This is a genomic window from Bradyrhizobium sp. SZCCHNR1015 (assembly GCF_032489875.1).
In the GTDB taxonomy this organism is placed as follows: domain Bacteria; phylum Pseudomonadota; class Alphaproteobacteria; order Rhizobiales; family Xanthobacteraceae; genus Bradyrhizobium.
The window spans coordinates 1-26135 of record NZ_JAUEYW010000010.1 but is presented as its reverse complement, the minus strand read 5'-3'; the positions used below and the strand labels follow the sequence as shown (position 1 = coordinate 26135).

22 protein-coding genes are annotated in these 26135 nt (G+C 67.0%); 7 read left to right on the top strand and 15 right to left on the bottom strand.

What is annotated here, in order from left to right:
• The first annotated feature begins 107 nt into the window (after positions 1 to 107).
• Complete coding sequence (locus QX128_RS17805; protein ID WP_316238103.1) at positions 108 to 1676, top strand: hypothetical protein; 1569 nt, start codon at positions 108 to 110, stop codon at positions 1674 to 1676.
• Position 1677: 1 nt separating this feature from the next.
• Here QX128_RS17805 and QX128_RS17800 read toward each other — a convergent pair whose 3' ends face one another.
• From QX128_RS17800 to QX128_RS17790, 3 genes are all read right to left on the bottom strand, one after another.
• Entirely contained in the window at positions 1678 to 2886 is a 1209-nt protein-coding gene (locus QX128_RS17800) for a CoA transferase (RefSeq protein WP_316238102.1), read from the bottom strand.
• A 252-nt stretch (positions 2887 to 3138) separates the two neighbouring features.
• Positions 3139 to 3339, bottom strand: a complete 201-nt coding sequence (locus QX128_RS17795) for a cold-shock protein (RefSeq protein ID WP_315713975.1) — start codon at positions 3337 to 3339, stop codon at positions 3139 to 3141.
• A 252-nt stretch (positions 3340 to 3591) separates the two neighbouring features.
• A complete protein-coding gene (locus QX128_RS17790) occupies positions 3592 to 5316 on the bottom strand; it encodes an adenylate/guanylate cyclase domain-containing protein (protein WP_316238101.1) in 1725 nt (574 codons plus the stop codon).
• 226 nt (positions 5317 to 5542) lie between these two features.
• Between QX128_RS17790 and QX128_RS17785 the strand changes: the two genes are divergently transcribed.
• On the top strand, positions 5543 to 7048 hold the full coding sequence (locus tag QX128_RS17785; protein WP_316238100.1) for a glycosyltransferase family 39 protein: 1506 nt from the start codon (positions 5543 to 5545) through the stop codon (positions 7046 to 7048).
• Between the two features lie 3 nt (positions 7049 to 7051).
• Here QX128_RS17785 and QX128_RS17780 read toward each other — a convergent pair whose 3' ends face one another.
• Positions 7052 to 8080 carry a TIGR01620 family protein gene (locus QX128_RS17780; RefSeq protein ID WP_316238099.1) on the bottom strand — a complete coding sequence of 343 codons (1029 nt, stop codon included), beginning with the start codon at positions 8078 to 8080 and terminating at the stop codon, positions 7052 to 7054.
• The gene (locus QX128_RS17775) at positions 8077 to 9540 is read right to left on the bottom strand and encodes a YcjX family protein (RefSeq protein WP_316238098.1); all 1464 of its coding nucleotides are present in this window, start codon (positions 9538 to 9540) and stop codon (positions 8077 to 8079) included. Before QX128_RS17775 ends, QX128_RS17780 begins: the two co-directional genes overlap by 4 nt.
• A gap of 191 nt (positions 9541 to 9731) precedes the next feature.
• Here QX128_RS17775 and trhA point away from each other — a divergent pair, with 191 nt between their 5' ends.
• Positions 9732 to 10427, top strand: a complete 696-nt coding sequence (trhA, locus tag QX128_RS17770; RefSeq protein ID WP_315759485.1) for a PAQR family membrane homeostasis protein TrhA — start codon at positions 9732 to 9734, stop codon at positions 10425 to 10427.
• A 24-nt stretch (positions 10428 to 10451) separates the two neighbouring features.
• On the top strand, positions 10452 to 11246 hold the full coding sequence (locus QX128_RS17765) for an SDR family oxidoreductase (RefSeq protein WP_316216557.1): 795 nt from the start codon (positions 10452 to 10454) through the stop codon (positions 11244 to 11246).
• A gap of 501 nt (positions 11247 to 11747) precedes the next feature.
• Here the strand turns inward: QX128_RS17765 and QX128_RS17760 are convergent.
• Both QX128_RS17760 and QX128_RS17755 read right to left on the bottom strand, forming a co-directional pair.
• Positions 11748 to 11984, bottom strand: coding sequence for a hypothetical protein (locus tag QX128_RS17760; protein WP_315803182.1), 237 nt, complete (start codon positions 11982 to 11984; stop codon positions 11748 to 11750).
• Positions 11981 to 12454, bottom strand: a complete 474-nt coding sequence (locus QX128_RS17755; protein WP_315803183.1) for a MarR family winged helix-turn-helix transcriptional regulator — start codon at positions 12452 to 12454, stop codon at positions 11981 to 11983. Before QX128_RS17755 ends, QX128_RS17760 begins: the two co-directional genes overlap by 4 nt.
• An 85-nt stretch (positions 12455 to 12539) precedes the next feature.
• On the opposite strand from QX128_RS17755, the gene QX128_RS17750 reads away from it, so the two are divergent.
• The gene (locus tag QX128_RS17750; protein ID WP_316238097.1) at positions 12540 to 13337 is read left to right on the top strand and encodes a glucose 1-dehydrogenase; all 798 of its coding nucleotides are present in this window, start codon (positions 12540 to 12542) and stop codon (positions 13335 to 13337) included.
• A gap of 430 nt (positions 13338 to 13767) precedes the next feature.
• Entirely contained in the window at positions 13768 to 15456 is a 1689-nt protein-coding gene (locus tag QX128_RS17745) for an outer membrane beta-barrel protein (RefSeq protein ID WP_316238096.1), read from the top strand.
• Between the two features lie 398 nt (positions 15457 to 15854).
• Here QX128_RS17745 and QX128_RS17740 read toward each other — a convergent pair whose 3' ends face one another.
• The 7 genes from QX128_RS17740 to QX128_RS17710 all read right to left on the bottom strand — a co-directional run bounded on the left by QX128_RS17740 (position 15855) and on the right by QX128_RS17710 (position 24138).
• On the bottom strand, positions 15855 to 17651 hold the full coding sequence (locus QX128_RS17740) for a hypothetical protein (RefSeq protein WP_316238095.1): 1797 nt from the start codon (positions 17649 to 17651) through the stop codon (positions 15855 to 15857).
• 329 nt (positions 17652 to 17980) lie between these two features.
• The gene (gene mdlC / locus QX128_RS17735) at positions 17981 to 19603 is read right to left on the bottom strand and encodes a benzoylformate decarboxylase (RefSeq protein WP_316238094.1); all 1623 of its coding nucleotides are present in this window, start codon (positions 19601 to 19603) and stop codon (positions 17981 to 17983) included.
• 111 nt (positions 19604 to 19714) lie between these two features.
• Complete coding sequence (locus QX128_RS17730) at positions 19715 to 20560, bottom strand: MaoC family dehydratase N-terminal domain-containing protein (protein ID WP_316238093.1); 846 nt, start codon at positions 20558 to 20560, stop codon at positions 19715 to 19717.
• Positions 20561 to 20562: 2 nt separating this feature from the next.
• Entirely contained in the window at positions 20563 to 21675 is a 1113-nt protein-coding gene (locus QX128_RS17725) for a CaiB/BaiF CoA-transferase family protein (protein ID WP_316238092.1), read from the bottom strand.
• 8 nt (positions 21676 to 21683) lie between these two features.
• Positions 21684 to 22850 (bottom strand): acyl-CoA dehydrogenase family protein, encoded by a 1167-nt coding sequence (locus QX128_RS17720; protein WP_316238091.1) that lies wholly within the window; start codon positions 22848 to 22850, stop codon positions 21684 to 21686.
• Between the two features lie 161 nt (positions 22851 to 23011).
• Positions 23012 to 23593: a thiamine pyrophosphate-dependent enzyme gene (locus QX128_RS17715; protein ID WP_316238090.1), complete on the bottom strand. Its 582-nt coding sequence runs from the start codon at positions 23591 to 23593 to the stop codon at positions 23012 to 23014.
• Entirely contained in the window at positions 23593 to 24138 is a 546-nt protein-coding gene (locus QX128_RS17710; RefSeq protein WP_316238089.1) for a thiamine pyrophosphate-binding protein, read from the bottom strand. The genes QX128_RS17715 and QX128_RS17710 overlap by 1 nt, the downstream gene beginning before the upstream one ends.
• A gap of 191 nt (positions 24139 to 24329) precedes the next feature.
• On the opposite strand from QX128_RS17710, the gene QX128_RS17705 reads away from it, so the two are divergent.
• Positions 24330 to 24584: a hypothetical protein gene (locus QX128_RS17705; protein WP_316238088.1), complete on the top strand. Its 255-nt coding sequence runs from the start codon at positions 24330 to 24332 to the stop codon at positions 24582 to 24584.
• 66 nt (positions 24585 to 24650) lie between these two features.
• Here the strand turns inward: QX128_RS17705 and QX128_RS17700 are convergent, their stop codons facing one another.
• On the bottom strand, positions 24651 to 25922 hold the full coding sequence (locus QX128_RS17700; RefSeq protein WP_316238087.1) for a cytochrome P450: 1272 nt from the start codon (positions 25920 to 25922) through the stop codon (positions 24651 to 24653).
• Between the last annotated feature and the right edge of the window lie 213 nt (positions 25923 to 26135).

Sequence of the window (26135 nt, the reverse complement as noted above, 5' to 3'; positions counted from 1 at the left end):
AATCTGACGAGGCGCCTCACCGCGACGTGAGGCGCCTCGTCGCACAATTGTCCGAAGCCGCCCGCCTTTCGGCTATCTTCGAGGGCTAGCAGGCCGTCAGTTGCGCCATGGAATCGAGGAGGCGGATCTTGCGACTGTCGGTATTCGGCCTTGTGATGCTGTGCTGCGCCCCGTTCGCCCATGCGGACGAGAGCGCGCCGATCGAGCGCGGCGCCGCCATCCTCGAGCCGTTCGCGCTGCGTGAGCTCGACAACGGCGCGTTCGGCCTCGGAAAGATGCTCGCGCGCGCGAGCGATGCGCCGCTGACCGACGCGGCATTGTTCGCGCTGCCGTCGATGGCCCCCGTGCGCAAGGCGCTCGAGGCGGAGTTCGACCGCTACGTCGACAAGCACAAGACGACGTTGCCGAACGAGAGCATCGGCGTCGGCACGTCCTACGCGTTCCAGCTGTTCGACCGCACCGTGCTCGATTCGTCCGATGCCCGCTTCGTGCTGGCCGGTGTCGTCAATCGCATGGATCGCGCCTTCGTCGATCCCGACCATTGCGGCGAGGTGCGGCTGCTGTACCGCCTGACGCGGACGACGCCGCCCGAGGCCAAGGACGGCGAGGTCGCCTCGCCGCGGCTGCCGATGACGCTCAACATCGTGCTCAAGGCGCGCAGCGACGCGCAAGCCAAGAGCAACTCCCCGAGCTGCGCCGAGATCGCCAAGCGGTGGCTGGCGACGTCCGATCTGCAACTGACCGGGCCGGAGCTTGCCGCGAAGCTGACGGCGCCGGACGGGCCGCTGGCGCTGATCAGGCCGGAGAACATCCACCGCATCGAGACCAACCTGCAAATCGCGCATGCGCCGAAATCGGCGATCCGCGATTTCCGCACCGACTACATGATGAAGGTGTTCGACTATCAGGCCGCGAGCGGGACGTTCGAGGAGGCGGTGCTGGAGGATCAGGTCGATCGCGACCGGCTGCTTTCGGATGCCGCATTGGCGCGCGAGTTCAAGGCCTGGCTGCTCGACCCCGTCCATCTCGGCGAGCTCGACCGCGGCACCGCGGTGATCCCCGACCAGTTCCTGGCCAAGGTTGCGGTGGCGCCGACCCCGGTCGGCTTCGTCAATTCCGATCTGCTGCCGGCCTACGGGCTGGTGCAGGGGAGCGCGGACGGGCAGGGTGCGGTGTTCACCGAGGCCGATGTGGTCGGCGCGCTGGAGAAGGCGGCCGCGCAGGGCATCGTGCTGCAGAACATCCAGTCGGTCGCGGGCTTCGAGCGTCGCCTCAACGATTCGAGCTGCGGCGGCTGCCATCAGACCCGCGGCATCGGCGGCTTCCACTTCCCCGGTGTCGACTGGATGGCGGAGAAGCCGTCCAACACCGTGGTGGTGCCGGGCTCGCCGCATTTCTTCGGCGACCAGGTCCGCCGGCGCGACATCCTCAACGCCTTTGCCGAGGGCCGTACGCCGGATTTCTCGCGCGGCTTCGCCAGCCGCCCGCAGCTGCGCGGCAGCGATGAGCTCGCCGGCACGGTCTACAATGACGGCTGGGGCGGGCATTGCTACGCGCGCCACGCTGACGCGACGGACAACGACAGGAGCTTCTCGACCTGGACCTGCGCCGCGAACCTTTCCTGTCAGACCGGGCCGGCGACGCGGTTCGGCATGTGCTTCATCGCGACGCGCTAGCTCAGGCTACTGCGCCGCGCGCGCGCAGGTCGCGGATGGCCTCGTCGTCGAAGCCGGCGCTGCGCAGGATCTCGTCGCTGTGCTGCCCTATGCCGGGCGGCTTGCGCGGTGCGACCTTGCGCTGGCCGTCGATGAAGATCGGGCTGTTGACGGTCAGCATGGTGTCGTTCTCGAACGGCACCAGCACATCGTTCTCGATCATCTGCCTGTCGTTCGGGATGTCGTCGAGAATGCCGACCACGCCGAACACGAGCCCGCTGCCGTCGAGGATCCGGCGCCATTCGGCCAGCGGCCTGGTCGCGAATACCGCGTCGAACTCATGGATCAGCTCGACCGAGCGGGCGTGGCGATCGGCCTTGGTGATGAAGCGCGGATCGTCGATCAGCTCCTCCCGGCCAAGGCAGCGGGCGAGGATCGGCCACTGCTTCTCCTCATTGAGGAGCGACAGCATGATCCAGCGGCCGTCCTGGCATTTGTAGTGATTGGCGACCGCGTTCAGCGCGCGCTCGCGCGGCCGCCGCTCGACGAAGGTCGCACCGCAAAGCTTGGCCTGAGCGAGCACGGAGGCCGCCCAGACCCCGTTGGCCATCAGGTTGGAGGCGACATGGCAGCCCTTGCCGGTCTTCTCGCGCTGGTAAAGCGCCGTGACGATCGCGCCATAGAACGCCATCGCGCAGGGGTGGTCGCCCATGCCGGCGACGGAGCGGGCGGGTGTCGTGCTCTCGTCGGCACGGACCAGGTCCATCAGTCCGGAGCGCGCCCAATAGGCATTGCTGTCGAAGCCGGGTTTGTCGGCTTCTTCGCCTTTCTCGCCATACCCGGTAAACGACGCATAGATCAGCCGTGGATTGAGCGGCGCGAGCTTGTCGTGGGTGAGGCCGAGCTTGGCGCGGACCGACGGCGGAAAGTTGGTGATGAAGACATCGGCCTCACCGACCAATCTATGCAGGACGGCCTGCGCTTCCGGCTTCGACAGGTCGAGCGCGAGGCTGCGCTTGTTGCGGGCTTCAAGATACCACGCGTAGTTATGCTCGCTGCGCGGATAGCCCGGCAGGTTCGGCAGGTTGCGGTAGGGATCGCCGGCGCCGGGCGGCTCGATCTTGATGACGTCAGCGCCGAAATCGGAAAGCACGGTGGCGGCTGCGGGAGCCGCGATGAAGCTCGCGCAGTCCAGCACCTTCAGGCCATGGAAAATGCCCTTGTCGTCCATGATGCGTCGCTCCCGTCGCTTGTTTCCGCGCGCTGGAATTCTGTTGTCGGCGCGGTTCGAGGCGCATTTGACCCGGGTCGGGCGGGCGAGGCAATGGCGGGGAGGGAGCTGAAACTACAAACAAGCGTAAAGATGTGATCAGGAGCGGGCACCGCTCCTGTCTATTTCGACGTGTCGACAATCATGCTGGCTTGGTGAGGGGAACGATCGCGCCGAAAAGCCGCGAGGCGGAATGGCGCGCCAATTGATCCGCTACACTTTCAGGTTCTCGGCCGAACTCCTGCCGCGGTTGGCAATCTCGTCGTACTCGATGGTCTGGCCCTCGTTGAGGGTCGCCAGCCCGGCCTTCTGCACGGCGGAGATGTGAACGAAAATGTCCTTGCCCCCGGCCGCAGGCTGGATGAAGCCATAGCCCTTGGTCGGGTTGAACCACTTGACCGTACCTTTAGCCATACGTCGCCTCCGCGGGATCAATCCAATTCGAACCGGCGGTCCCCGCAAACCGTCAGGCTCGGAATTCGAGAATACTGCGGTTGTGACAGGCGTGATAGCGCAAACAGCGGGCGGTTTTGGCCCGAAATGATCGATATCGTGGCGGCTTTGCGGCTTTTGACCGCAACTCCACCGTTCCGCCCGTCGCCGCGGACCCGCTGCAACCGTTCTCGGTATGACAGCGCAGGCTGCAAACAGGTTCAACGCAACTCGTCATGCAGCCGTCCCCTGTTCCCAGAGCATCGCGAGTTCGGCGACATCCATGGCCGTCCTGACGCGCATCGGCTCGGCGCGGCCGCGAATCTCGACCTCGCGCTGCGGCAGCACGTCGGCGGCAAGTCGCGCCCGCGCGTAGACCTCGTCCGAGATGATGACCTGGCAGCCGAGGGTCTTCGTCATGTCCTGCAGCCGTGATGCGACGTTGACGGCGTCGCCGAGCGCGGTGAACACCATGTGGTCGCGATAGCCGATCTCGCCGACGATCACCTCGCCGCCGTGAATGCCGATGCCGAAGCGGATCGGGTCATGCAGATCGTGGCTGAGGAACGTGTTCAGCTCGGCGATGTTGGTCGCGATGTCACGCGCCGCCTGGATCGCCTGGCCGCAGGCGACATGTGAATCGGTGGCCAGTCCGAACAGCGCGAGCATGCCGTCGCCGACGAACTGATTGGGCTGCCCGCCATTCGCCAGCACGGCCTGGGAGACGGCGCTGAGGAAGCGGTTGACGATGAACACGACGTCGAACGGCAGCCGTTTCTCAGCGAGGCCGGTCGATCCGCGCATGTCGACGAACAGGCTGACGAGGTAGCGCTCCTGCCCGATTCCGGCGCGCGAGCTAGTGCGCTCGCCGGGTGTCGGGTTCGGCATGAACAGCTGAAAGAATGAAAGATCGCCGGTGGGGCGCAACTGGCAGGCCAGCCTGACCGACGGGTCGGCCGCGCCGATCTGCGCGAGCACGAAGGCCTCGCGAGGCGAGGGTGGCGGCAGCGCGCCGGGATCTCCGATCACCCTGATGCGGCAGGTCGAGCAGCGCGCGCGGCCGCCGCACATGCTGGCATGCGGTACGTTGTTGCGCAGACTGGCCTCGAGCACGGACAAACCCTTTGGCACTCGGATGGAGCGGCCATTGTTGTAGGATAGCGTGACCATGCCGCCACGTCGCTCATGCACCGCTCGCACGCCGCGCGCGGCGAGCGCCAAGCCGATCAGGCCGCCATAGCCGATCAGGAATCCGTTCATGATGGTCTCGAGTACTGCCTGCTCCAGGGGCGTGCCCATCTGCCGCGACAGATTCTCGACCCGCCACTGCGGCGCTGCGCTTGCCGCGATGACGTCTCGGCCTCCACGGTAGAAGCCGAGCAGCGCCAGCGCCGGGATCAGCACGGCGCAGGCGAGCAGCCACGGCGCCGCGCGCTTGTAGAACGGCTTGAGCCGCAGCCAGAAGTGCAGCCCGATGCAGCCATGCGCCCATGACGTCAGGAGCGCGGCCGACATCAGCCAGATCCGCCAGGACGGGCCGGTCCAATAGGAGTACAGAACCTGCGGGTACAGCTTCTCTTGTCCGTACAGGGCCTGTCCGATGCGGACGCCGGCGATGTGGCTGAAGATCAACGCGGGGATGCTGAGGCCGAGCAGCAGCTGCAGAGGCTCCATCGTGCTGCGGCTGAATTGCCGGCGCTGATAAAGCGCCCACACGCCGAGCCCGCCATGGGTGAGAGCGGCCGCATAGAACAGCACGGCGATCGGAAGAAACTGCCAGAACGCCACATGATAGGACACGCCCTCGGCGAGCGCCTGCAGCGAGATGTTGCCGAGCGCATGGTTGAGAAAATGGCTGAGCAGGTAGCTGAAGAGGATGAAGCCGCAGATCAGCCGCACCTGCCGCACACCGATGCCGCGCCGGGCGGACTGTAAACGATGGGAAATCGAAATGGTCATGTGGTCCGTATGATCTGGAGCCGCAATGCTAGAGATTTATTCCCTGTTGTCCTAGAGGGCTGATGGCGGTGGTCATCCGGCGGCGCGAGCTGCGCGCGCGAACGTTGACTCGCCCGGCGGAGTCGGGGAAAAGCACCGCGTGACGGCCATTCCCCCAGGCATCGACAGCCCAAAGTTTCGCTCCACGCGCGCTGCGTGGCTGATGGCTGCGGCCGTGATCGCAAGCATGACGATCATCCGTCTCGTCTACGCCGCTGCGCTCGATCTGCGCACCGACGAGGCCTATTACTGGACCTGGTCGAAGGAGCTGCAGCTCTGCTTCCTCGATCATCCGCCCATGATCGCCTGGTTCATCCGGCTGGGAACTGCCCTGTTCGGCGATACCAATCTCGGCGTCCGCTTTGCCGGCATCCTCGCGATGGGCGCGACGCAGCTCCTGCTCGCCGACATCGTTCGCCGCGCCACTCACAACATGCGGGCGGTGATCATCGTGGTGCTGCTGCCAGAGGCCGCGCTCTATTATGGCCTGCTGATGGCCAAGGTGGCGCCGGACGTCGCGGCGATCCCGTTTGCGCTCGCGATGATCTGGGCGCTGGTGCGGCTCGCCGAGAGCGACGACGGCCGCTGGTGGCTCGCTGCCGGACTGTTCGGCGGGCTGGCGCTGCTGTCCAAATTCACCGTCGTCATGCTGCTGCCCGCCGTGGCGGCGTTCCTGCTCGTGCCGGCATGGCGCAGCCGCTGGCTCCTCAGTCCCTATCCATGGTGCGGAGCATTGATTGCGCTGGCCGTGTTCTCGCCGGTGCTGATCTGGAACGTTCAGCACGACTGGGCCTCGTTCCGCTTCCAGTTCGTTCGCGCCACCGCGCCGCATGAGTTGTCGTTGCGGACGCTCGGCGATTACATCGGATTGCAGTTCGGACAGGTCGGCTTCGTGCTGCTGCCGGTCACGCTGTCGGCGCTGAGTTTCACGGCCTGGCGCGGCTATCGCACGCGTGAGCCGGTCGCGATCCTGCTGTCGACGGCTGTGCTGGTGCCGTTCCTCTACTTCCTCTGGAAGTCGTTCACTTTGCGGATCGGCGACACCTGGCCGATGTTCATGTGGCCGATCGGGTTTGCGGCGGTCGCGATCAACATCGTCAAGCTGCCGCAGGACGGCGCGCCCGCCTGGTTCGTCCGATCCACCGTGCGCTGGGCGCGCATCGCCGTAGTCAGCGGCATCGCCATGGTGGTCCTGATCTTCCTCTACTACGTTGCCGCGCCCTGGAATTTCCTCGGGCGGGCCGATCCGATCGGCGCCGAGGCGGGCTATCAGCAGGTGGCGGCGCGCGCCGAGCAGGAGCTCAAAAGCAGCGGTGCCACCTGGATCGCGACCTCCGACTATCGCACCTACGCGATGATGCGGTGGTTCTTTCGCGGCCGCGTGCCGGTGATCCAGATCAACGAGCGTGCCCGCTTCATCGGCTTTCGTGATCCCGGCATGAACCTGATCGCGGGACATGCCGGCCTCTACGTCGTGCGCGAGCCGGACAATGCCGGCCCGCTGCTGGCGGACACGACCGCGCACCGCGAGCCGCTCGGACGCGTCGAGCGGAGCTGGCGCGGCCGCGTCATGGACACCTACGCGTTCGGCAGGCTGACGGGCTGGACGCCCGAACTGGCGCCGCCGCCGGACTCGCCATTGTACCAATGGCGCTGGCTCGCCGGTGAGTTCGATTCCGCGCCGCGGGCCTGAGCCTCATTCCTGCTCCTCCTGCTTGCGCAGGAGATCCTTGGCGAGATCCGCCAGCGCCGGCCGCGGCAGCGCGGCGAACGGCATCGGGCGCGTCACGTCGATGGCCGCGAGGCCGAGCCGCGCCGTGAGCAGTCCGTTGAGCACGCCTTCGCCGAGCCGCTGCGACAGCTTTGCCGCGATGCCATGGCCCAGCACCTGCTGGATCAGGCTGTCGCTCGCGGCCATGCCGCCGGTGATGGCGAGATGCGCGACGACATGGCGCAACAGGCTGATCATGCCGAGCGCGCCGGGACGGCCGCCATAGAGCCGCGCGAGCTGCCGGATCATCCGCAAGCTTGCCACGAAGACGAACAGCACGTCGATCAGCGCGCGCGGACTCACGGCAGTCACCACCGAGACCCGCTGCGCCGCGACCGACACCAGGCGCCGTGCCTCGACGTCGAGCGGCGCCATCAGCTCGCGCTCGGCGAGCTTGATCATGTCGCCGCCGTCGATGATGTCGTCGGCGTGGCCGGCGAGCGCGGCACGCGGACGCGCCAGCCGGGGATTGGCATGTGCGATCCGCAGCAGCTCGGCGACCACCTCGCGGCTCTCGGCGCGATCGTCGGACAGCAGCACGGCGGCCGCGCGCTGATGCAGCTTCTCGATGGTGGCGAGACGCACCAGGCCGTAGGTCTCTCGGGCAATGACGACCGCCAATGCGATCGCGGCTGCGGCCGCGAATCCCGCGCCGACATAGCCGAGCGCCTCGCTGCGCGCGAACAGATCCTCGATCAGCCGGGTGACGCCGAGGCCGAGGCCGAGCAGGACGAGGCCGGTGACCGAGCCCCAAAAAAGTGCGCCCCAGCGAAAGCCGCGCCGTGCCGGCAGCACGGTCTCGACCGGCACCGGCAATTGCGCCGGGTCGGCCTCAGGCGTGATCTGGATGGTGCCCCGGCCGGGCCGGGCGGCGTCCTCGGCATCGACCACGACGACGTCGGGATCATCGAGCCGGAAGGTCTGGGGACGACGAGGCTTGGCGCGTTCGCTCATTGCAGCCGGTCTCCGATCAGGAACTGAAGGGCGCGGTCCATGCGGATATGGGGCAAAGCGGGCTCGCCGCCAGCATCGGGGGCCAGCAAAGGCGGGCGGAAGCGCAGAAAGCGGAAGTCGGTGCCGTCGGCGGCAGCGCTCGACAGGCCGCGATAGGCGCCGCCCTTGAACAGCTCCTCCGGATCGGCCGGCAGCTCGCCCGGAAACGTCGCCACCTCGGTGTCGCCGTCGAAGATCTCGCCATTGGCGCTTTCGCCGGCGGCCGGCGTGCCGAGCAGCGACGGCAGCTTGTCGCGGCCGCGGGCGACCAGCGCCTCGCGCGTCGCCCTGACGGCGGCCAGTGCCACCACATCGATCGCAGCGCCCGTGCTCTCGGCCCGGGCCACCGCGCGGTTGACGGCGCGCCGCAGCACGGCTTCGAGCCGGTCGTGGCTGGTGTGATGCAGATGGTCGGCCTTGGTCGCCGCGAACAGGATGCGGTCGATATGCGGCCGGAACAGCGCGGTCAGCAGATTGCCGCGTCCGACGCGGAAGCAATCGAGAATGCCGGTCAGCGCCGCCTCGAGATCGTGCAGCGCCTCCGGTCCGGCATTGAACGCGGCCAGCGCGTCGACCAGCACGATCTGGCGGTCGAGCCTGGCGAAATGGTCGCGGAAAAATGGCCTGACAACGATGTCCTTGTAGGACTCGTAGCGGCGCGCCATCATCGCCCACAGCGAGCCGCTCGGTGCCTGGCCGTCGGCCGGCACGTCGAGCGGCGCAAAGGTCAGCGCCGGCGAGCCCGCGAGATTGCCGGGCATCAGGAAGCGTCCGGGCGGCAGCAGGCTCATGGCGAAGCGCTCGTCGCGGCAGGCGCGCAAGTAGTCGGTGAACAGCCGTGCGGCCTCGAGTGTCGCCGACTCGTCCTCGCGGCCTTCGGGGGCGAGCGTCGCCAGATGCGCGTGCCAGTCCCTGGCGACATGCGCGCGCGGCTCGCTGCGCGACAGCGCGAGGCTTTCCCGCGCCCATTGCTCATAGCTCTTGTTCAGCAGCGGCAGGTCGAGCAGCCATTCGCCGGGATAGTCGACGATGTCGAGCGTGAGCGTCCGCTCGGCGCCGTTGGCGCGCTGGAATTCCATCACCAGCCTGAGCTCGCTGATGTCGACGGTCGAGCTCGGCCAGCGTCGCTCGGTGACCAGCGCCCGCACGTGGCTCTCATAGGCAAAGCGCGGCACGCCGTCGTCGGGTTGCGGCGTCAGATAGGCGCGGGCGATGCGGCCCGAGGCCAAGGCCTCGAACACCGGCATGCGCCCGCCGCGAACGAGGTCGTGGATCAGCGCCGTGATGAACACGGTCTTACCGGCCCGCGACAGCCCGGTGACGCCAAGGCGGACGGTCGGGTTGAGGAAGCTCTCGCCATAATCGAGCAGGGCACGGGCCGAGAGCCGCGCTTCCTCGACGAGTTCGGAAAAGGTCACCATGGGAGGAGGGGAATTCGCCAGTTGAAAAGGGCGTGAGCGATTGTTGACAGGTGGCGATGCAAAACACCGGATTCAAGCTCACAATTCCGGCCCGTTTCCGGATAGAACCAGACTTTGAACGGAACGTTGACCACTGGAAACCATAATCCTTCCGGCACAATTGTCCCGGAAAACCGGCACCAGGCTCTGACATGACCGTATTTCAACTGAAGCAGTTCGCCTCGACCTCCGTCCATGCCGCCACCGGCGCGATGCGCTGGAACTACGACAAGGTCGAGATGATCGCGGACGGCGTCGTCCACGTCGTCGGCATCGCCGCCGGGCTGGTCGCCGCAACCGTGCTCGTCGTGCTGACCTCGATCTATGCCAGCGCCGTCGACATCGTGGTGGTGTCGATCTATGTCGCGGGACTGCTCTCGATGCTGACGCTGTCGGCAACCTATAATCTGTGGCCGGTGTCGCCGACCAAATGGGTGCTGCGCCGCTTCGACCACTCCGCCATCTACGTGCTCATCGCGGCCACCTATACGCCGTTCATCGCCGCCCTGAAGGACACGGTGTTCTCGGCCGCGCTGCTGCTCGGGGTCTGGGGCGTCGCCATCTTCGGCATCGTTCTGAAGCTGCGCTGGCCGGGCCGCTTCGACGCGCTGTCGATCGGGCTGTATCTCGCGCTCGGCTGGAGCGGCGTCATGATGTACGACCGGGTGATCTCGGTGATGCCGGCCTCGGTCCTGGCCTGCGTGCTCACCGGCGGCATCCTCTACAGCCTCGGCGTCATCTTCCACTCGTGGCGGCGCTTGCGCTTCCAGAACGCGATCTGGCATGGTTTCGTGTTGCTGGGCGCCGGCTTTCATTATACCGCGGTGCTCGACCTGGTCTTGACCTAGAAAATTCCACGAGGAGGGCTTTGCATGCAGGTGACCGGCAAGATTGTTGTGGTCACCGGCGGAGCCCGCGGCATCGGCAAGGCGCTGTGCGAGGCGTTCGCGGCTGCTGGGGCGGCCAAGGTGATCGTGGCCGATCTCGACGAAGCCGGCGCCAAGGCCGTCGCTGATGGCATCGGCGGCGCCGCCTTCAGATGCGACGTCTCCCAGGAAGCCGACATCCGGCACGTGATCGAGGAAACCGAGCGGCAGTTCGGGCCGATTGCGCTGTTCTGTTCCAATGCCGGCATCGGCGGCGGCTTCGACCCGTTGTCGGTCAATGTCGGCGGCACCTCCGACGAGCCGTGGGCGCGGAGCTGGGCCATTCACGTGATGGCGCATGTCTACGCGGCGCGGCATCTGATCCCGCGCTACAAGGCGCGCGGCGGCGGCTATTTCCTCAACACGATCTCGGCGGCCGGCCTGCTGTCGCAGGTCGGCAGCGCGCCTTACTCCACCACCAAGCATGCCGCGGTGGGATTTGCCGAGAATCTCGCGATCTCGCACAAGGCCGACAACATCAAGGTCTCGATCCTCTGTCCGCAGGGCGTCGACACGGACATGCTGCGATCGATCCCGAAGGGCCCGCAATCCGGCGACGGTGATCTGACACCCGAGCAGGTCGCGCAGGACGTGCTGAAAGGGCTTGCCGAGGAGAGCTTCCTGATTCTCCCGCATCCGCAGGTTCTCGGCTACATGCGCAAGAAGACCGAGAACTACGACCGTTGGCTCGGCGGCATGGCGAAGATCCAGGCGAAGATGCGGGACGAGTTCGGCAACTAGGATTGCAGCCATTGTCGTCGGATGATTTGAGTTGTCGGACAATCTGACAGTGGACCCTTCGCGACACATCGGACATTGGTCGTTTCCGTCATTGCGAGCGAAGCGAAGCAATCCAGAGTCGCGAGCGCTGCCCCGGATTGCTTCGCTTCGCTCGCAATGACGGCGTGGCAGGTCCTGCGTCCATATCCGCACGGCTCATGACATGACCTCGCGTTCTCGCGACCTTGGGCGTCCGAGTTGTACGGTCATTTGGCTCCCTCCGAACAGACGAAGGGCGCAGGGAATGCCGGGTGAGGGCCTCACCCATGGCCCGCCTGCAGAAAAAAATGCAGGCGGCAGGTACCACAGGCAAAGCCGAACACTCCGGCATTCCCTGCGCGACGGTCTTTAACGCTTATACGCAGTCTCCCTGGTGCGCCGGGCTTGTTGGCCACCATGCCGCGACAATGCTTGCGCATTGCGCGGGTGATACCAGCGTCGGGGTATCAGGACCCTGCGACTTCACGTCCGCAAGTTGCCGTTCGTCCGCGCGCAAGCACGCTGCGACATCTCGCGGCCATCGCTCCCCGCCTCGCGTGTCGTGACGATCGCGCGCAACGCCCCTTCGTGTGAGGCGGGATGCGCGGAAACATCGTCCTGATTTGCCCGACGGTGCAAGGCCACGTGCTGCGGCATTTCAACACGACGGGCAGTTTCGTCATGACGCGCATGCGCAATCTGCCCGTCGGGCGCGCTCATGGCTCCGACGGCTGCATGTCCTGCTCTGCCGCGCGCCAAGCTTCGAGCGCGCGGGCGTACAGCAACAGGCCCTCGCGCACCGTGCGCTGCTCGGCCTTCGACAGCGACGACAGGGCGCCGCGAACCTGCTGGCGGCCGAAGGCGTGCAGCGCCGCCAGCGTTTTCCGTCCCTTGGTTGTGAGGCAGAGCGGCTTGATGCGGGCGTCGCCGGCATCGATCGTCTCCTGCAACTCGCCGCTGTCGATCAGCTTGCGGACCATGCGGCTGATGCTGGATTTCTCCAGATGCAGGATCGTGCCGAGCTGCATCGCCGTCAGCGGGCCGCGCAGGCCGATCTCCAGGATGGTGTGAACCGCCGACGGCGGAAGGTCGGTGGCGGCCAGCGTCGCTTCCATGAAGCCGAGCTCGCGCACCATCAGGCGCGCGGCGGCGCGGATGTCGTCGACGAGCGTGAGATCCGGGTCGGGCATCTTGACTCCTGCCATATAGTTGTATCATACAACAAATAGACGATGCAACGTGGCATCGACGACGCCGTACAGCGGAGGGTCGGAGATGAGTGATACGCAGCTCACGGCCGGGGCAAGCGCGCCCGCGGCGTCGCGGATGCAGGGGCAGGTCTGCCTCGTCACCGGGGGCGGCTCCGGCATCGGCCGGGCCGCCGCCTTGAAGCTCGCCGCCGGCGGCGCAGAGGCAGTCGTCGTCGCCGGACGGCGCGAGGCCGAGCTGGCCGATACGGCGGCACGATGCCGGGCGCTCGGGGCCGAGGCGCTCGCGGTGAAGGCCGACGTCACGCGCGAGGACGACGTCGCGAACCTCGTGCAGGCCGTGCTGGATCGCTATGGCCGGCTGGATGCGGCGTTCAACAATGCCGGATTCCAGGAGCGCCGGGCGCCGATCGAGCAGCAGGGCGACGGCGTCTATGCGGACGTGTTCGACACCAATGTGCGCTCGGTGTTCCTGTGCCTGCGCGCGCAGTTGCCGGTCATGTATGCGCAGGGCCGCGGCCGCATCGTGATCAACGCCTCCGTGAGCGGCGTGCGCAATCCGAATGCGGGGCTTGCGCTCTATTCGGCGTCGAAGGCCGCCGTGATTTCGCTGACGCGATCGGCCGCGATGGAGGCGGCGCCGCGCGGCGTCCGGATCAACGCGATCGCGCCCGGACGCGTCGTCACCGACATGATGCTGCGCGCCGGTGTCGGCGACATCGCGACCGTCGCCGCCGGCCTGCCGCTGCGGCGGATGGGGCAGCCCGAGGACATCGCCGAGGCCGTGCTGTGGCTATTGTCGGACGCGTCGTCCTATGTCGTCGGCCACGTCCTGGCGGCCGATGGCGGCTTCCTCGCGTCCTGAATCCGAGAGGCGTCGGCCGTCGCCGACGACGCAGCGCCCGCGATCGCCGCAGCCGTCTCGGACCCTTGATTGTCGTCGAAAGAGGATCATGCCGAGGTCCGAATTTCGCCGGCTTCCGCGCAGCGATCGTCTTCGTTTCAACTAATTAGTTTGGTCTGCGAACGCCAAGACACCGCTGCGCGGCTTCGCGGCGACTCATTGCGAACAGCTCTCAATCTCGCCTGAAATCATCCCGGCTCGGCAAAACTTCCGCCGACGTTTTCCGGCTATCTGCCAGGCAAGGGGAGCTCGTCGCGTGCATGCGCTGCGTATTCATTGCGACGGCGCCCTGACCTGACGTCGTCGCGTGATATTGGCATACCCCGGCATTGCTTTGCAGGCTCATTCACCACACAAGACCGGCGCGTTCGCGGTGCGGACCAAGCGGCTCATGGTGACGCGATCCCACCGCGGGGTCACGCTCGCGCTCGTCGAGGTGCTGCTGTTGACCGTGATGGTGGTGGACGGCGCGTCCGCGCAGCAGACCATCAAGGCCAAGCCGACGGACGTCGTTCCGGGACGCGCCGACCGGCTGTTCTTCCGTCACGTGACGGCGCGCAGCATCTACTACAACGTTCCGCGGATCACCAACGACAGCCGGACGCTGATGATGCGCCAGGACCCGCGTGGCGTCAGCGCATTGCTGCGTCCGGTGCGCGAGGCCGGTGCGCCGTCGCTGGCCGCGCCGGGCAAGCGCGACGCGGCGGTCGGCAGCTTCGGATTCGCCGCGTTTCAGCCCGCCCGTGGCGCGCGCGTCGCCACGGCCGAGCCGGCGGGAGACGCTCAACGCGCCGCGCCGCAACCCGCCGCACGGCAGATCGCAGCAAAGCCAGCCGCCGAGGCACAGCCGGCCAAGCCGGACGAGACCGTGGCAGCAGCCCAGCCCGCGGCCGTGCTGCGCAACCGCGACGTTCTTCCCGATCGCAATCTGAACACGGTGAAACCGCAACCGGTGACCGCCGATGCGAAGCCCTACGATCCGACGGGTGTGATGGTCGGGTCGTTCCTGGTGAAGCCCGCCGTCGAGATCCAGGCCGGCTACGACACCAATCCGACCCGGCGAAACGGCGGGCAGGGCTCACCGGTCGCCATCGTGGCGACGGAGGTCGCGGTCCGCTCGCAATGGGAGCGGCATCAGCTCAACGCCGATTTCCGCGGCGCCTACACCGAGGACACCAACGTCCGTTCGCTCAGCCATCCGACCTTCGAGGCGCGGGCGCAAGGGCGCTATGACGTCACCGAGGGCACCGCGATCACCGGCGAGGCGCGTTTCGTCAACGATGCATTGGCGCTGCCGGGCGCGCTCAAGCTGCCCCGCGCCACGACGTTCGGCGGCAGCGCCGGCGTGCTGCAGAAGATCGGTCCCGCCGAGATCGCATTCAAGGGATCGGCCGACCGCGTCGTGTTCAACGACGCGCTGATCGTCGCCAACGTGCCGCTGCGGACGCAGGACCGCAACTACACCCAGCCGGGCGCGCAGGTCCGCATCACCTATGCGCTGACGCCGAACATCTCGCCGTTTGTCGACATGAGTTTCGATCGGCGCAACCACGATCTGCAGGTCGACTTCAACGGCCAGCGCCGCGATTCCAGCGGCATCACCGCGCGCGGCGGCGCCGTCGTCAACGTGGGAACGCTGACCGGCGAAGCCTCGGTCGGCTATCTCACGCGCCGCATGGACTCGCCGCTGATGCCGAACATCAACGGCGTGATCGCGGATGCGACGCTCGCCTGGGCCGCGACCGACGCCACCACCTTCGTGCTGGTGGCGCGCTCGCAGGCCTCCGAGACGCCGGCGATGAACGTCTCGGGCATCCTGTCGCGCGACGTGATCCTGCAGATGGATCATCAGTTCGAGCCGTGGCTGATCGGAACGCTGCGCGGCGGCTACGGCCAGGATCAGTTCGTCGGCATCGGCCGCGTCGACCAGCGCATGTTCGTTGCCGCGGGCGGCACCTACAAGATGAACCGCAACGTTCAGCTCAAGAGCGAGGTCCGCACCGAATGGACCCGCTCCAACATCGCGCTGAACAACTTCATGGCGGTGGTCGGCGTCGTCGGCGTGCGATTCCAATATTGAGCGGGCAACAGGGCGGGTGGACGACAGTCGCCGCGTGCACCTCGGCCCGTCGTTCCGCGCGAGCCGCGCGACAGCGAGGGCGCGAACGCGAACCCGCGCTTCCGACGCGGCGACGTCTGTCCGACCGGATTTGCGGCCGATGCGCGCGGTCTGCATCGCCGTCGAGGGCGGGCTGGCCCATCTCGCGCAAAAAAGAAAGGCCCCGCAGGGGACGGGGCCTCGAGGCAACGCATGCCTGACGGGTGGGGTGACCGGGGAGTCTCACGCGGCGGGATGAGGTCAGGTCGCCGACGCGTGCGCCATCCCCGGTCGGTTCGGCATGCGGCTGGTGATGGTCTTGTTATCGTTATCGGTGTCCGCGCCGCCCGGCGTAACCCGAGCGGCGGCGCGGAGCGGTCTTACTGTTCGAGCGCGGCCAGCGCGGCGTTGCCGATCTGCTGCGCCTCGGCCCAGGCGGCCTGGGTGGCCTGCTGGGCGGCGGTGTAGCCGGCCTGGATCTGCTGCTGAGCCGTGGCCCGCAGCGCCTGCTCCTGCTGCTCGCCGGTCTCGCGGGCCTGGGTCAGGGCCTGGTTGTCGGCGTTCAGCGTCGCGTTGGCCTGGTTGAAGGCGTTGGCGGTGGTCTGCGCCTTGGCCTGGGCGGCCGCCAGCGCAGCCTGGTTGGCCGCATTGTTGGCGCGCTCGAGGACCTCGGCGGCCTCCTGTGCGTCCTGCTTGGCCTGTTGCGCAGCCTGGCGCGCCTGCTCCAGGGCCTGCCGGTCGGCGTTCACCTTCTGCTCGGCCGCTTCGACCGTCGCATCGATCGTGCCGATCTTCTGGTTCAGCGCAGCCTCGACCGTCTTCTGGTTCTGGGTCGCGGCCGCCTGCGCGGCCTGGGTCTTCTGCTGGGCCACCGCGCGTGCCTGCTCGCCGGTCTTCAACGCCGCCTGCAGCGCAGCCTGCTCGGCGGCTTCCTGGGCCGCCTGGTTCTGCTGGTTGTTGTTATTGTTGTTGTTGCCGCCGTTGCCGGCCGCCGCTCCGCCATTGTTGGCATTGCCGCCATTGTTGGCGTTGCCGGCCGCCTGGCCGGCCTGCTGGGCCGCCTTGCCGGCGGCCTCGGCCGTCTCGCGCGCGGTGTCCTTGGCGGCGTTGGCGGCTTCCTTGGCCTCGTTGGAGACGTCGATGTCCTTGTCGAGCTTCTGGAACGCGGCCTGCAGCGCGGCCGAGGCCGCGCTCAGCTTCGCGGCGTTCGCGGTCGCCGCGGCCTGGTTGGCGGCTGTCGGGTTCTTTTCAGCCTGTTCCTGCGCCTCGATCGCGGCGCCCTTCGCGTTCTGCTCGGCCTGACGGGCGACGTCGATCGCCTTGCGGTCGGCAGCGACCTGCGCCTCGGCGGCGGCCGCGGTCTGCGCCGCGGCTGCTGCGGCGGCATTGGCCTTGGCGACGGCATCGCTGCTGCTCGACGCTGCGGCGGCCGCCTTGGCCGGCGTCGCTGCGGCTGCCGGCGCCGCGGTGGCCTTGGCGAGCGCGACGGTGGTCGTGGTTGCCGCGGCCGGCTTGGCGGCGGTGGTGGTCGTGCTTGTGGTGGTCGCGGCGGCGGTCTTGGCCGTGCCGGTCGTCGTCGTTGCCGCGGTGGCGGCAGCAGCGGGCTTGGCAGCGGTGCTGGCGGCGGCGACAGGCTTGGCGGCCGTGCTGGTCGTCGCAGCCGCGGTGGTGGTGGTGGCAGCAACCGGCTTGGCGGTGGTGCTGGTCGTCATGGCCGCGGCCGTCGTCGTTGCAGCCGCAGTCTTGGCGGCACTGCTCGCCGCGGTCGCCGCAGCGGCGGTCGCAGCCGTGGAGGCAGCCGTGGAAGCAGCCTTGGCGGCGGCGCTGGCCGCGGCCTTCGCAGCGGCGTTGGCTGCAGCCTTCGCAGCCGCGTCGGTCGCCGCCTTCGCAGCAGCCTGCTGCGCGGCCTTGGCGGCGGCAGCAGCCGCGGCCTTGGCAGCGGCATCCTGGGCAGCCTTGGCGGCCGCCTGTGCCGCGGCTTTCGCCGCCGCATCCTGCGCCGCCTTCGCGGCGGCGTTGGTGGTGGCCGACGTGGCAAGGGCGGTGGTCATCGCCTGCGCATGGGCCTGATGCGGCAGCGCCGTCACCGCCAGAGCGGACATCAGGGCCAGCACGCTGACATGGCGATAGAGATCGGTCCTCGACGCCGCGGTTTGAAGATTCTTCTTATCCGCCATCAGCTCAACTCCCTTGGTACGCTGGATTGGATGATGGAACCTTTTGAAAATGATTTTGGCTTGCAGAATGGTCGGACCTTGCAAGCAGCAAGGCGTCTGCCTGCGAGCTGACGGCAGGATTTCGCGATGTTTGCGGCAAGCCGGCCGCGGCGAGATGGCGCGGGGGAGCAGAAAGCTTTGGAAACAATCGGTTGCGCTCGACACCGCCGGTTGCACGGTTGCGGCGGGCCGATGAGCATTTCGCGGCGAGCCATGCTGCCGCCATTGAAGATGCGACGCATTGTCGCATACGGCGTGGTTGACAGAACGTCCGCTGTACGAACGCGGGCTCAGCCCTTCTGGGCGTAGAGCAGCGGCACCGCGGCGTCGACCATCACCTCGATGAGGCTCGTGCCGGCATGGGAGAGGCCTCGCGCCAGCGCACTTTCGAGCTCGGCGGCATGGCTCACGCGCACCGCGTCGCAGCCCATGCCCTCGGCGAGCTTGACGAAGTCGAGGCCGGGCAGCTCGAGCCCGGGCACGTTGCGCACCTGCATGACCTGGCTGAACGAGCGCATCGCGCCATAGCCGGAATTGTTGATGACCACGACCGTCAGCGGCAGCCGGCGCTGCGCTGATGTCCACAGCGCCTGCAGCGAATACATCGCCGAGCCGTCGCCGATCAGGCACACCGTGCGGCCGGTGCTACGGCCCAGCGCCATGCCGACCGCCGCCGGCAGGCTGTAGCCGAGCCCGCCGCTCGCCATCGTGTAGAACGAATCCGCGCCCGGCATCGGCATGTACTTGTGCATCACCGGCCGGTGCGAGGGAATCTCCTCGACCACGGCGCTGCCCGCCGGAAGCGCCTGCGCCAGCGTATGTAGGAGATAGTCGACCGGGATCGGATCGGCTGGCTTCGGCGCCGCCGGCAGTACGCGGCCCTTCGGCGCCGTGCGCCTGGTCTCCGGCAGCAGCTCCAGCAGCAGCGACAGCGCCGGGCGCATCGTCGCGATGATGCTGGTGCCGATCGGCGGCACCGCGGCGCCCTCGGCGTCGTCGGTGATCTGATACAGCGTCGTCGCGCCGTCAAAGATCGCGGCATGGCCTTCGACATGGAAGGTGAAGACCGGCGCGCCGATCACGACGACGAGGTCGTGCGGCTTCAGGGCGTCGGACAATTGACCGGGCGAGGCGTGCAGGAAGCCCTGGAACTGAGGATGGCGCTCGGGGAACGCGCAGCGTGCCGAGAACGGGCTGACCCAGACTGCGGCCCTGGCCTTCTCGGCGACCGCAACCATCAGGTCGACGCAGCCGGCGCGATCGATGCCGGGGCCGACCACGAGCGCGGGATTCCTCGCGGCGGCGAGCGCGCCCACCAGCTCGTCCATCGCGGCGCGATCGGGGCCGAGCTCGCGGCTGACCTTGCGTGCGGCGATCGGCTGCGCCGGATGCATCCAGTCGTCGATCGGGATCGAGACGAAGGTCGGCCCGCAGGGCGGCTGCATCGCCGTGTAGTAGGCGCGCGCGATCGCGCCCGGCACGTCCTCGGGCCGCGCCGGCTCGACGCTGTATTTGACGTAGGGGCGCGGAAACTCCGAGGGACGCTCAGCATAGAGAAACGCCTGCAGCGGCAGGATCGAGCGCGCCTGCTGGCCGGCCGTGATGACGAGCGGCGTCTGGTTGCGGTGCGCGGTGTAGATGTTGCCGAGCGCGTTGCCGACGCCGGCCGCCGAATGCAGATTGACGAAGCCGGCATTGCGCGTCGCCTGCGCGTAGCCGTCGGCCATGCCGACGACGGAGGCCTCCTGCAGGCCGAGCACGTAGTCGATGTCCTCGGGCCAGTCGCTGAGGAACGGCAGCTCGGTCGAGCCGGGATTTCCGAACACCTTCTTGATGCCGAAGGCGCGGAGCAGCGCGAAGGTGGCCTGCTTGACGGTCACGGGCTTGGTTGTTGTTTTGGTTGTTCTTGCCAAAGGCGTTTCCTCGAATTGCCGTCATTGCGAGGAGCGAAGCGACGAAGCAATCCAGAGTCCCGGGTGCGGCCCTGGATTGCTTCGCTTCGCTCGCAATGACGATAGCCTATCTCACCACGTCGCGGTGCCCTTCATGGTCGGCTGCCGCTCGGCGTTGGCCGTCCACAGCTCGAGGCCGCCATCTTTGTCGTTGGCGTTGACCGAGAACTCGCTGCCTTCGAACAACGGCTGCACGCCGCGGTAGGTGAACCTGGCCGGCGGCTTGCCCTTCAGCCTGGCGCCGAACTCGACCAGCAGCGCCGCCTGCAGCGGGCCGTGGAAGATCAGGCCCGGATAGCCTTCGACCCTGGTGACGTAGTCGCGGTCGTAGTGGATGCGGTGGCCGTTGAAGGTCAGCGCGGAATAGCGAAACAGCAGCACCGCATCGGACACGCGCGTCTCGCTGTGCTGCGCGACCGGAGGCGGCGGCGCTTTTGCCGGCGCAGCCGGCGCGCCGCCCATGTCGCGATAGACAATGTCCTGGCGCTCACGGACCGCGACACCGCGCGGCGTCGATACGACATGCTCCACCGACACGAAGCAGAGCTGGCCGGTCGAGCCGCTCTTCAGGGTGACGTCGGTGATCGTCGAAACACGCGTCGCGACATCGCCGACGCGCAGGGGATCGACGAACTGCACCTCGCCGCCGGCCCACATCCGCCGTGGCAGCGGCACCGGCGGCAGGAAGCCGCCGCGCGTCGGATGGCCGTCGGGGCCGAGCTGATCGTGCGGAAACACCGGTTGGCCCAAACACCAGTGCACTGTGTAGGGCGCGATGTCGCCGGTCGTCGGTTCGCCGATGTCCAGGAACAGCGTCGCGCGCAGGCCCTTGGTGAGCTGCGGGGTGACGAGGTCGGTCGCCTCGGCGCTGCGGCCGATCCATTGCCGGAGGTGATCGAGATCGAGCATGTCCGTCATGATCATCCCTTTCGCTGATGGGGCGAGGCGGCCTCGCCGATCGCGGGCACGGCGCCGTAACGCCTGTCGTCGCCGACCACGATCGCCGCCGGTGCGGGATAGCTGACGACGCCGTTTGGCGTGTCGACCTCGATCCGCCGCAGATGCGGGTGGACCGCGAGATCCGCCATGCTGTTGACCTCGGCAAAGGCGATGTCGGCGCTCGCGAGCTTGCCCAGCAGCTCATCGCGCGACAGCGCCGCGAAGCGCTCGGCGACGATGCCGTCGGTCAGCGCACGATTGCGCACGCGCGCGACCATGTTGGCGAAGCGCGGATCGTCGGGCAGGGCAGGCTGGTCCAGCACCTTGGCACACAGCGTCTTCCACTCGCGCTCGCTCTGGATCGAGATCAGGATGTCCTTGCCGTCCTTCGAGGTGAACACGCCATAGGGCGCGATCGAGGGATGGGCGAGGCCGATGCGCTTCGGCGCATTGCCGGCTTCCGCGTTGAGCAGCGGCACCGTGAGCCAGTCGGCCATCACGTCGAACATCGAGATCCTGATATCGGCGCCGTCGCCGGTGCGGCCGCGCTTGATCAGCGCCTCCAGGATCGCGGCATGCGCCGTCGCGCCGGTGGCGACGTCGACGATCGACATGCCGACGCGCGACGGACCATCCGGCCCGCCGGTGATCGAGGCGAGCCCGCTCTCGGCCTGGATCAGCAGGTCATAGGCCTTGCGGTCGGCGTAGGGACCGGTGTCGCCGTAACCGGTGATGGTGCAGCAGATCAGCTTCGGATAGTCCTTGCGCAGCCGCTCGCGGGCGAAGCCCATTCTGTCCATCGAGCCGGGCTTGAGGTTCTGCAGCAGCACGTCGGCGCCGGCGATCAGCTTCTCGAGCTCGGCGCGGCCTTCCGGCTTGGCGAGATCGACGACGCGCGAATCCTTGCCGCGGTTGAGCCAGACGAAGTAGCTGCTCTGCCCCTTGGCGGCGGCGTCATAGCCACGGGCGAAATCGCCCTCGGGCCGCTCGATCTTGATGACATGAGCGCCGGCATCGGCCAGCCGCGACGAGCAGAACGGCGCGGCCACCGCCTGCTCGACGGCGACGACGGTGATTCCCTCAAGCGGCAGCATCGCAGACCTCAATACGACCGGGGCATGCCGAGCACGTGCTCGGCGACGTAGGAGAGGATGAGGTTGGTCGAGATCGGCGCCACCTGATACAGCCGCGTTTCGCGGAACTTGCGTTCGACGTCGTATTCCTCGGCGAAGCCGAAGCCGCCATGGGTCTGGATGCAGGCATTGGCCGCCTCGAACGAGGCGTCGGCCGCGAGCATCTTGGCCATGTTGGCTTCGGCGCCGCAATCCTGCCCGGCCTCGTATTTGCGGGTGGCTTCCTTGACCATCAGCTCGGCGGCCCGCATCGACGCATAGGCCTTGGCGATCGGGAACTGGATGCCTTGATTCTGGCCGATCGGACGGCCGAACACGACGCGCTCCTTGGCATAGGCGGTGGCCTTGGCGATGAACCATTTGGCATCCCCGACGCATTCGGCCGCGATCAGGATGCGCTCGGCATTCATGCCGGAGAGGATGTAGCGGAAGCCCTTGCCTTCCTCGCCGATCAGGTTCTCCGCCGGAACGCGCATGTCGGTGAAGAACACTTCCGTCGTGGCGTGGTTCATCATCGTCCGGATCGGGCGGATGGTGAGCCCTGCCTTCTTGGCCTCGCGCATGTCGACGATGAAAACGGAGAGACCCTCGGTGCGCTTCTGCACCTGGTCCTTCGGCGTGGTGCGCGCGAGCAGGATCATCAGGTCGGAATATTCGGCGCGGCTGGTCCAGATCTTCTGGCCGTTGACGATGTAGCTGTCGCCGTCACGCTTCGCGACCGTCTTCAGCGAGGTCGTGTCGGTGCCCGAGGTCGGCTCGGTGACGCCGAACGCCTGCAGCCGCAATTCGCCGCTGGCGACCTTGGGCAGCCATTTGGACTTCTGCTCGGCCGAGCCGTGCCGCAGCACCGTGCCCATCGTGTACATCTGGGCATGACAGCCGCCGCCATTGCAGCCGGCGCGCTGGATCTCCTCGAGGATCGCCGCCGCCGCCGACAGCTTCAATCCGGCGCCGCCATACTCCTCGGGGATCAGCACCGAGAGATAGCCGGCCTGCGTCAGCGCATCGACGAAGGCGGACGGGTAGGCCATCTCGCGATCGAGCTTGCGCCAGTATTCGCCGGGGAACTGCGCGCACAGCTTGGCCACTGCGTCGCGGATGTCGGCGTAATCGTCGTGCTGATGCTGGTCTGTCATGTGTTGCTCCGCGGGCCGCCGTGACGCGGCCTGGGCTCTCTCCCTGGACTTGTTCCTGATAGCCTATGACCAAGCGGGTCACGCTTGGCAAGCTTGGAATGCCAGCGTTGCAGCCGAGCAGCCTTGCCGGAGCGACAGAGCAGGCGGCCTGCGGCTGCGTTCTAGCTGACGGGAAATCCGAGATGACCGCGGAAACGGTTCTTGAGGAAGACACCGTCGCGTGCGGGCAGCGCGCGGTCGACGTGATCGGTCGAGATCGCGACGCGGGCGAAATGCGGCCCGGACAGATCTTGCAGCTTCGGCCGAAAGGCATCGAGCGCCGCGCTGTCCTCGATGGTGCTGACCGAGGGAAAGCCGGCTCCGGTCGCGATCAGTTCGAGATTTGCGCCGAGCCCGGAATGGCTCATCTGCATCCCGGTCTCGCCGAAATGCGCGTTGTCGAGCACGACGATCGCAAGATTGCGCGGCCTCTTCGCAGCCGATGTCGCGAGGCTGCCGAGCCCCATCAACTGCTCGCCGTCACCGGTGATGACCGCGACGGGTCGTGACGGCTGCGCCAGCGCCAATCCGAGGCCGATCATGGCTGCGCCGCCCATCGCGCCCCACAGGTAAAAATTCGCATCATGGTCGCCGGCGGCAAACACATCGTAGGACGATGAGCCGAGGCCGCTGACGACCAGGAGGTCGCCGCGGTCCTGCAAAAGCGCCTTCACGGCGGCGCGGCGGTCGAGTGCGGCACGCATCACTTGGCCTCCGTCCACTTCTTGGCGCCGATCATGCGCTGGGAGATCAGCACCGCGATCGGCTGTTCGCTGTCATAGGCAAGCTTGGCGGAGGCGGCCGCCATCTCGCCGGCGTCCTCGGGATGCTCGAGCCGGAACACGGTGACGCCCATGATCTCGAAGGCGGCCTGCGTGGCCTTTCCCATCGGCACCTGCCACGGATTGAACTCGGCCCATTCGCCGCGCATGGTCACGAAAGTGAGGAACGGGAAGCGGCAGCTCTGAAGCAGCGAGAGCATGTTGACGCAATTGCCGACGCCGCTCGATTGCATCAGCAGCACCGCGCGCTGGCCGCCGAGCCAGGCGCCGGCGGACAGCGCGACGCCTTCCTCTTCGGTGGTCAGGACCGTGGTGGCGATCGCGGGATCGTCATGCGCAAGGCCGATCAGACGGGAATGGCCGGCGTCCGGGACGTAGCAGAGTTGCCGGACGTCGGCGGCCTTCAGCGCCTCGTAGATGGCAAGCGGCCAGTCGGGGCCTGTTGTCGGCGGGTCGGATACTGCCATGACGACTTTCGGTAAATGAGCACCCGCAAAGGGTGCGAGGAATGATCTGGTCAAAGCACGCGTTGCGCCTCATCACATGAGGTCATCATGTCTCCCCGTGATTTTATGGGCAACCCCACGCTTGTGCTTGCGATCGTGCTGGCTATTGTTCCCGTGTTTGATCTCACATGACATCTCAAGGGAATGATTTGATGAAACTGCTTGGTTTTTTCCTGGTATCGACCGCGCTCTTCGCTTCCAGCGTTGCAAACGCCAGAGAGCGCAACGACAGTCCTCACTCTCAAGCCTGCATGGCAAAGAACGGCTTCTCCCTCGACATGTGGCGTGCCCATCGTGCCGGGACCGACGCGCAGGTTCTGAAATACATCATGTGTCGCGATCGGGTATCGAAGGCCCAAGCGCTCGAGATTGGGCGGGCTGACGGCAATTTCAGTCGCGGCTTCTAACTCGAATCGCGCCGCCGGGTTGCGACGACGGGCGATCGAACAGGTGGGGGGCCTCAGGCGTGGCCCTCACCCCGGAATCCTCACAGGAAGCGACTCGTAACCTCGCACGAAGCTGGAATAGACCCGCTTCGGCTCGCCCACGACCTCGATTCGGTCGAAGCGCTTGAGGATCTCCTGCCAGACGATGCGCAGTTGCAGCTCGGCCAGCCGCATGCCGACGCAGCGGTGGATGCCGAAGCCGAAGGAGAGGTGGATGCGCGGCCGCTTGCGGTCGATGATGAAGGCGTCGGGGTTCTCGATCACCTCCTCGTCGCGATTGCCCGAGACGTACCACATCACGACGCGATCACCCTTCCTGATTGTCTTCCCGCCGAGCTCGGTATCGACCAGCGCCGTGCGCCGCATATGGGCGAGCGGCGTCTGCCAGCGGATCACCTCGGGCACCATGGTCTCGATCAGCGCCGGATTGTCACGCAGCTTCTGATACTCGGCCGGGTTCTCGTTCAGCGCCAGCACCGAGGCGGTCATCGTATTGCGGGTGGTGTCGTTGCCGCCGACGATGAGCAGGATCAGATTGCCCATCAGATTGTCCGGCGTCATGTGGCGCGTCGCCTCGCTATGCGCCATCATCGAGATCAGGTCGCGGCCGGGCTCGGCCTGGCGTTGCTTCCACATCCGGCCGAAGGTCTCGGCGCATTCGGCGAGCTCGCGGCGGCGCTCCTCCTCCGACGAGACGATGCCGCTCTTGGGCAGCGCGGTCGAGACATCCGACCAGCGCGTCAGCTTGCGGCGCTCCTCGAACGGGAAGTCGAACAGGGTCGCCAGCATCTGCGTCGTCAGCTCGATCGAGACCTTCTCGACCCAGTTGAAGGTCTCGTTGCGCGGCAACGAATCCAGCACCTTCGCCGAGCGCTGCCGGATCAGCACCGCCATCTCGTCGAGATGCTCCGGCGTGAACATCGGCTGCACCGTCTTGCGCTGCTCGCCATGGCGAGGCTCGTCCATCGCGATGAAGCTCGGCCATTCGTAGCCGGGCGGCACGTCGCGGATCATGATCCCGCCATTGCTGACGTCCGAGGAGAAGAGCGCGTGGCTGGTGTCGACATGCATGATGTCGTGATAGCGCGTCACCGACCAATAGGGCTCGATCGGCGCCTTGGTGCAGTAGTGCACCGGCGCCTCCTTGCGCAGCCGCTCGAACCACGGCCAGATCGTGTCGCTCTGGAACAGCCTGGGCGCGCCGGGATGGAAGTCCTCGATCGGCGTCGCATAGGCCTCGAGGCGCGCGTCGCGCAGCAGATCGGCCTTGTCGGAACGTAGCGCGGCCTGGACGGTCATGAGGTGGTCCTTTTGTTCAAATAATCATTGCGCCCGTTGTGGATCGGCAGGCGCGGTGCTCATGAATGTGTCCTCTCCCCTTGTGGGAGAGGACATGTAGGAAAGTCCTGCGAACTCGGTTGGGTGAGGGGTATGCCTCATTGGCGCTAACTTACCAAATTAACGCTTGGTATTCTCGTTTTCTTGGCGGCTCTCGGAGATGGCGTTGAATGT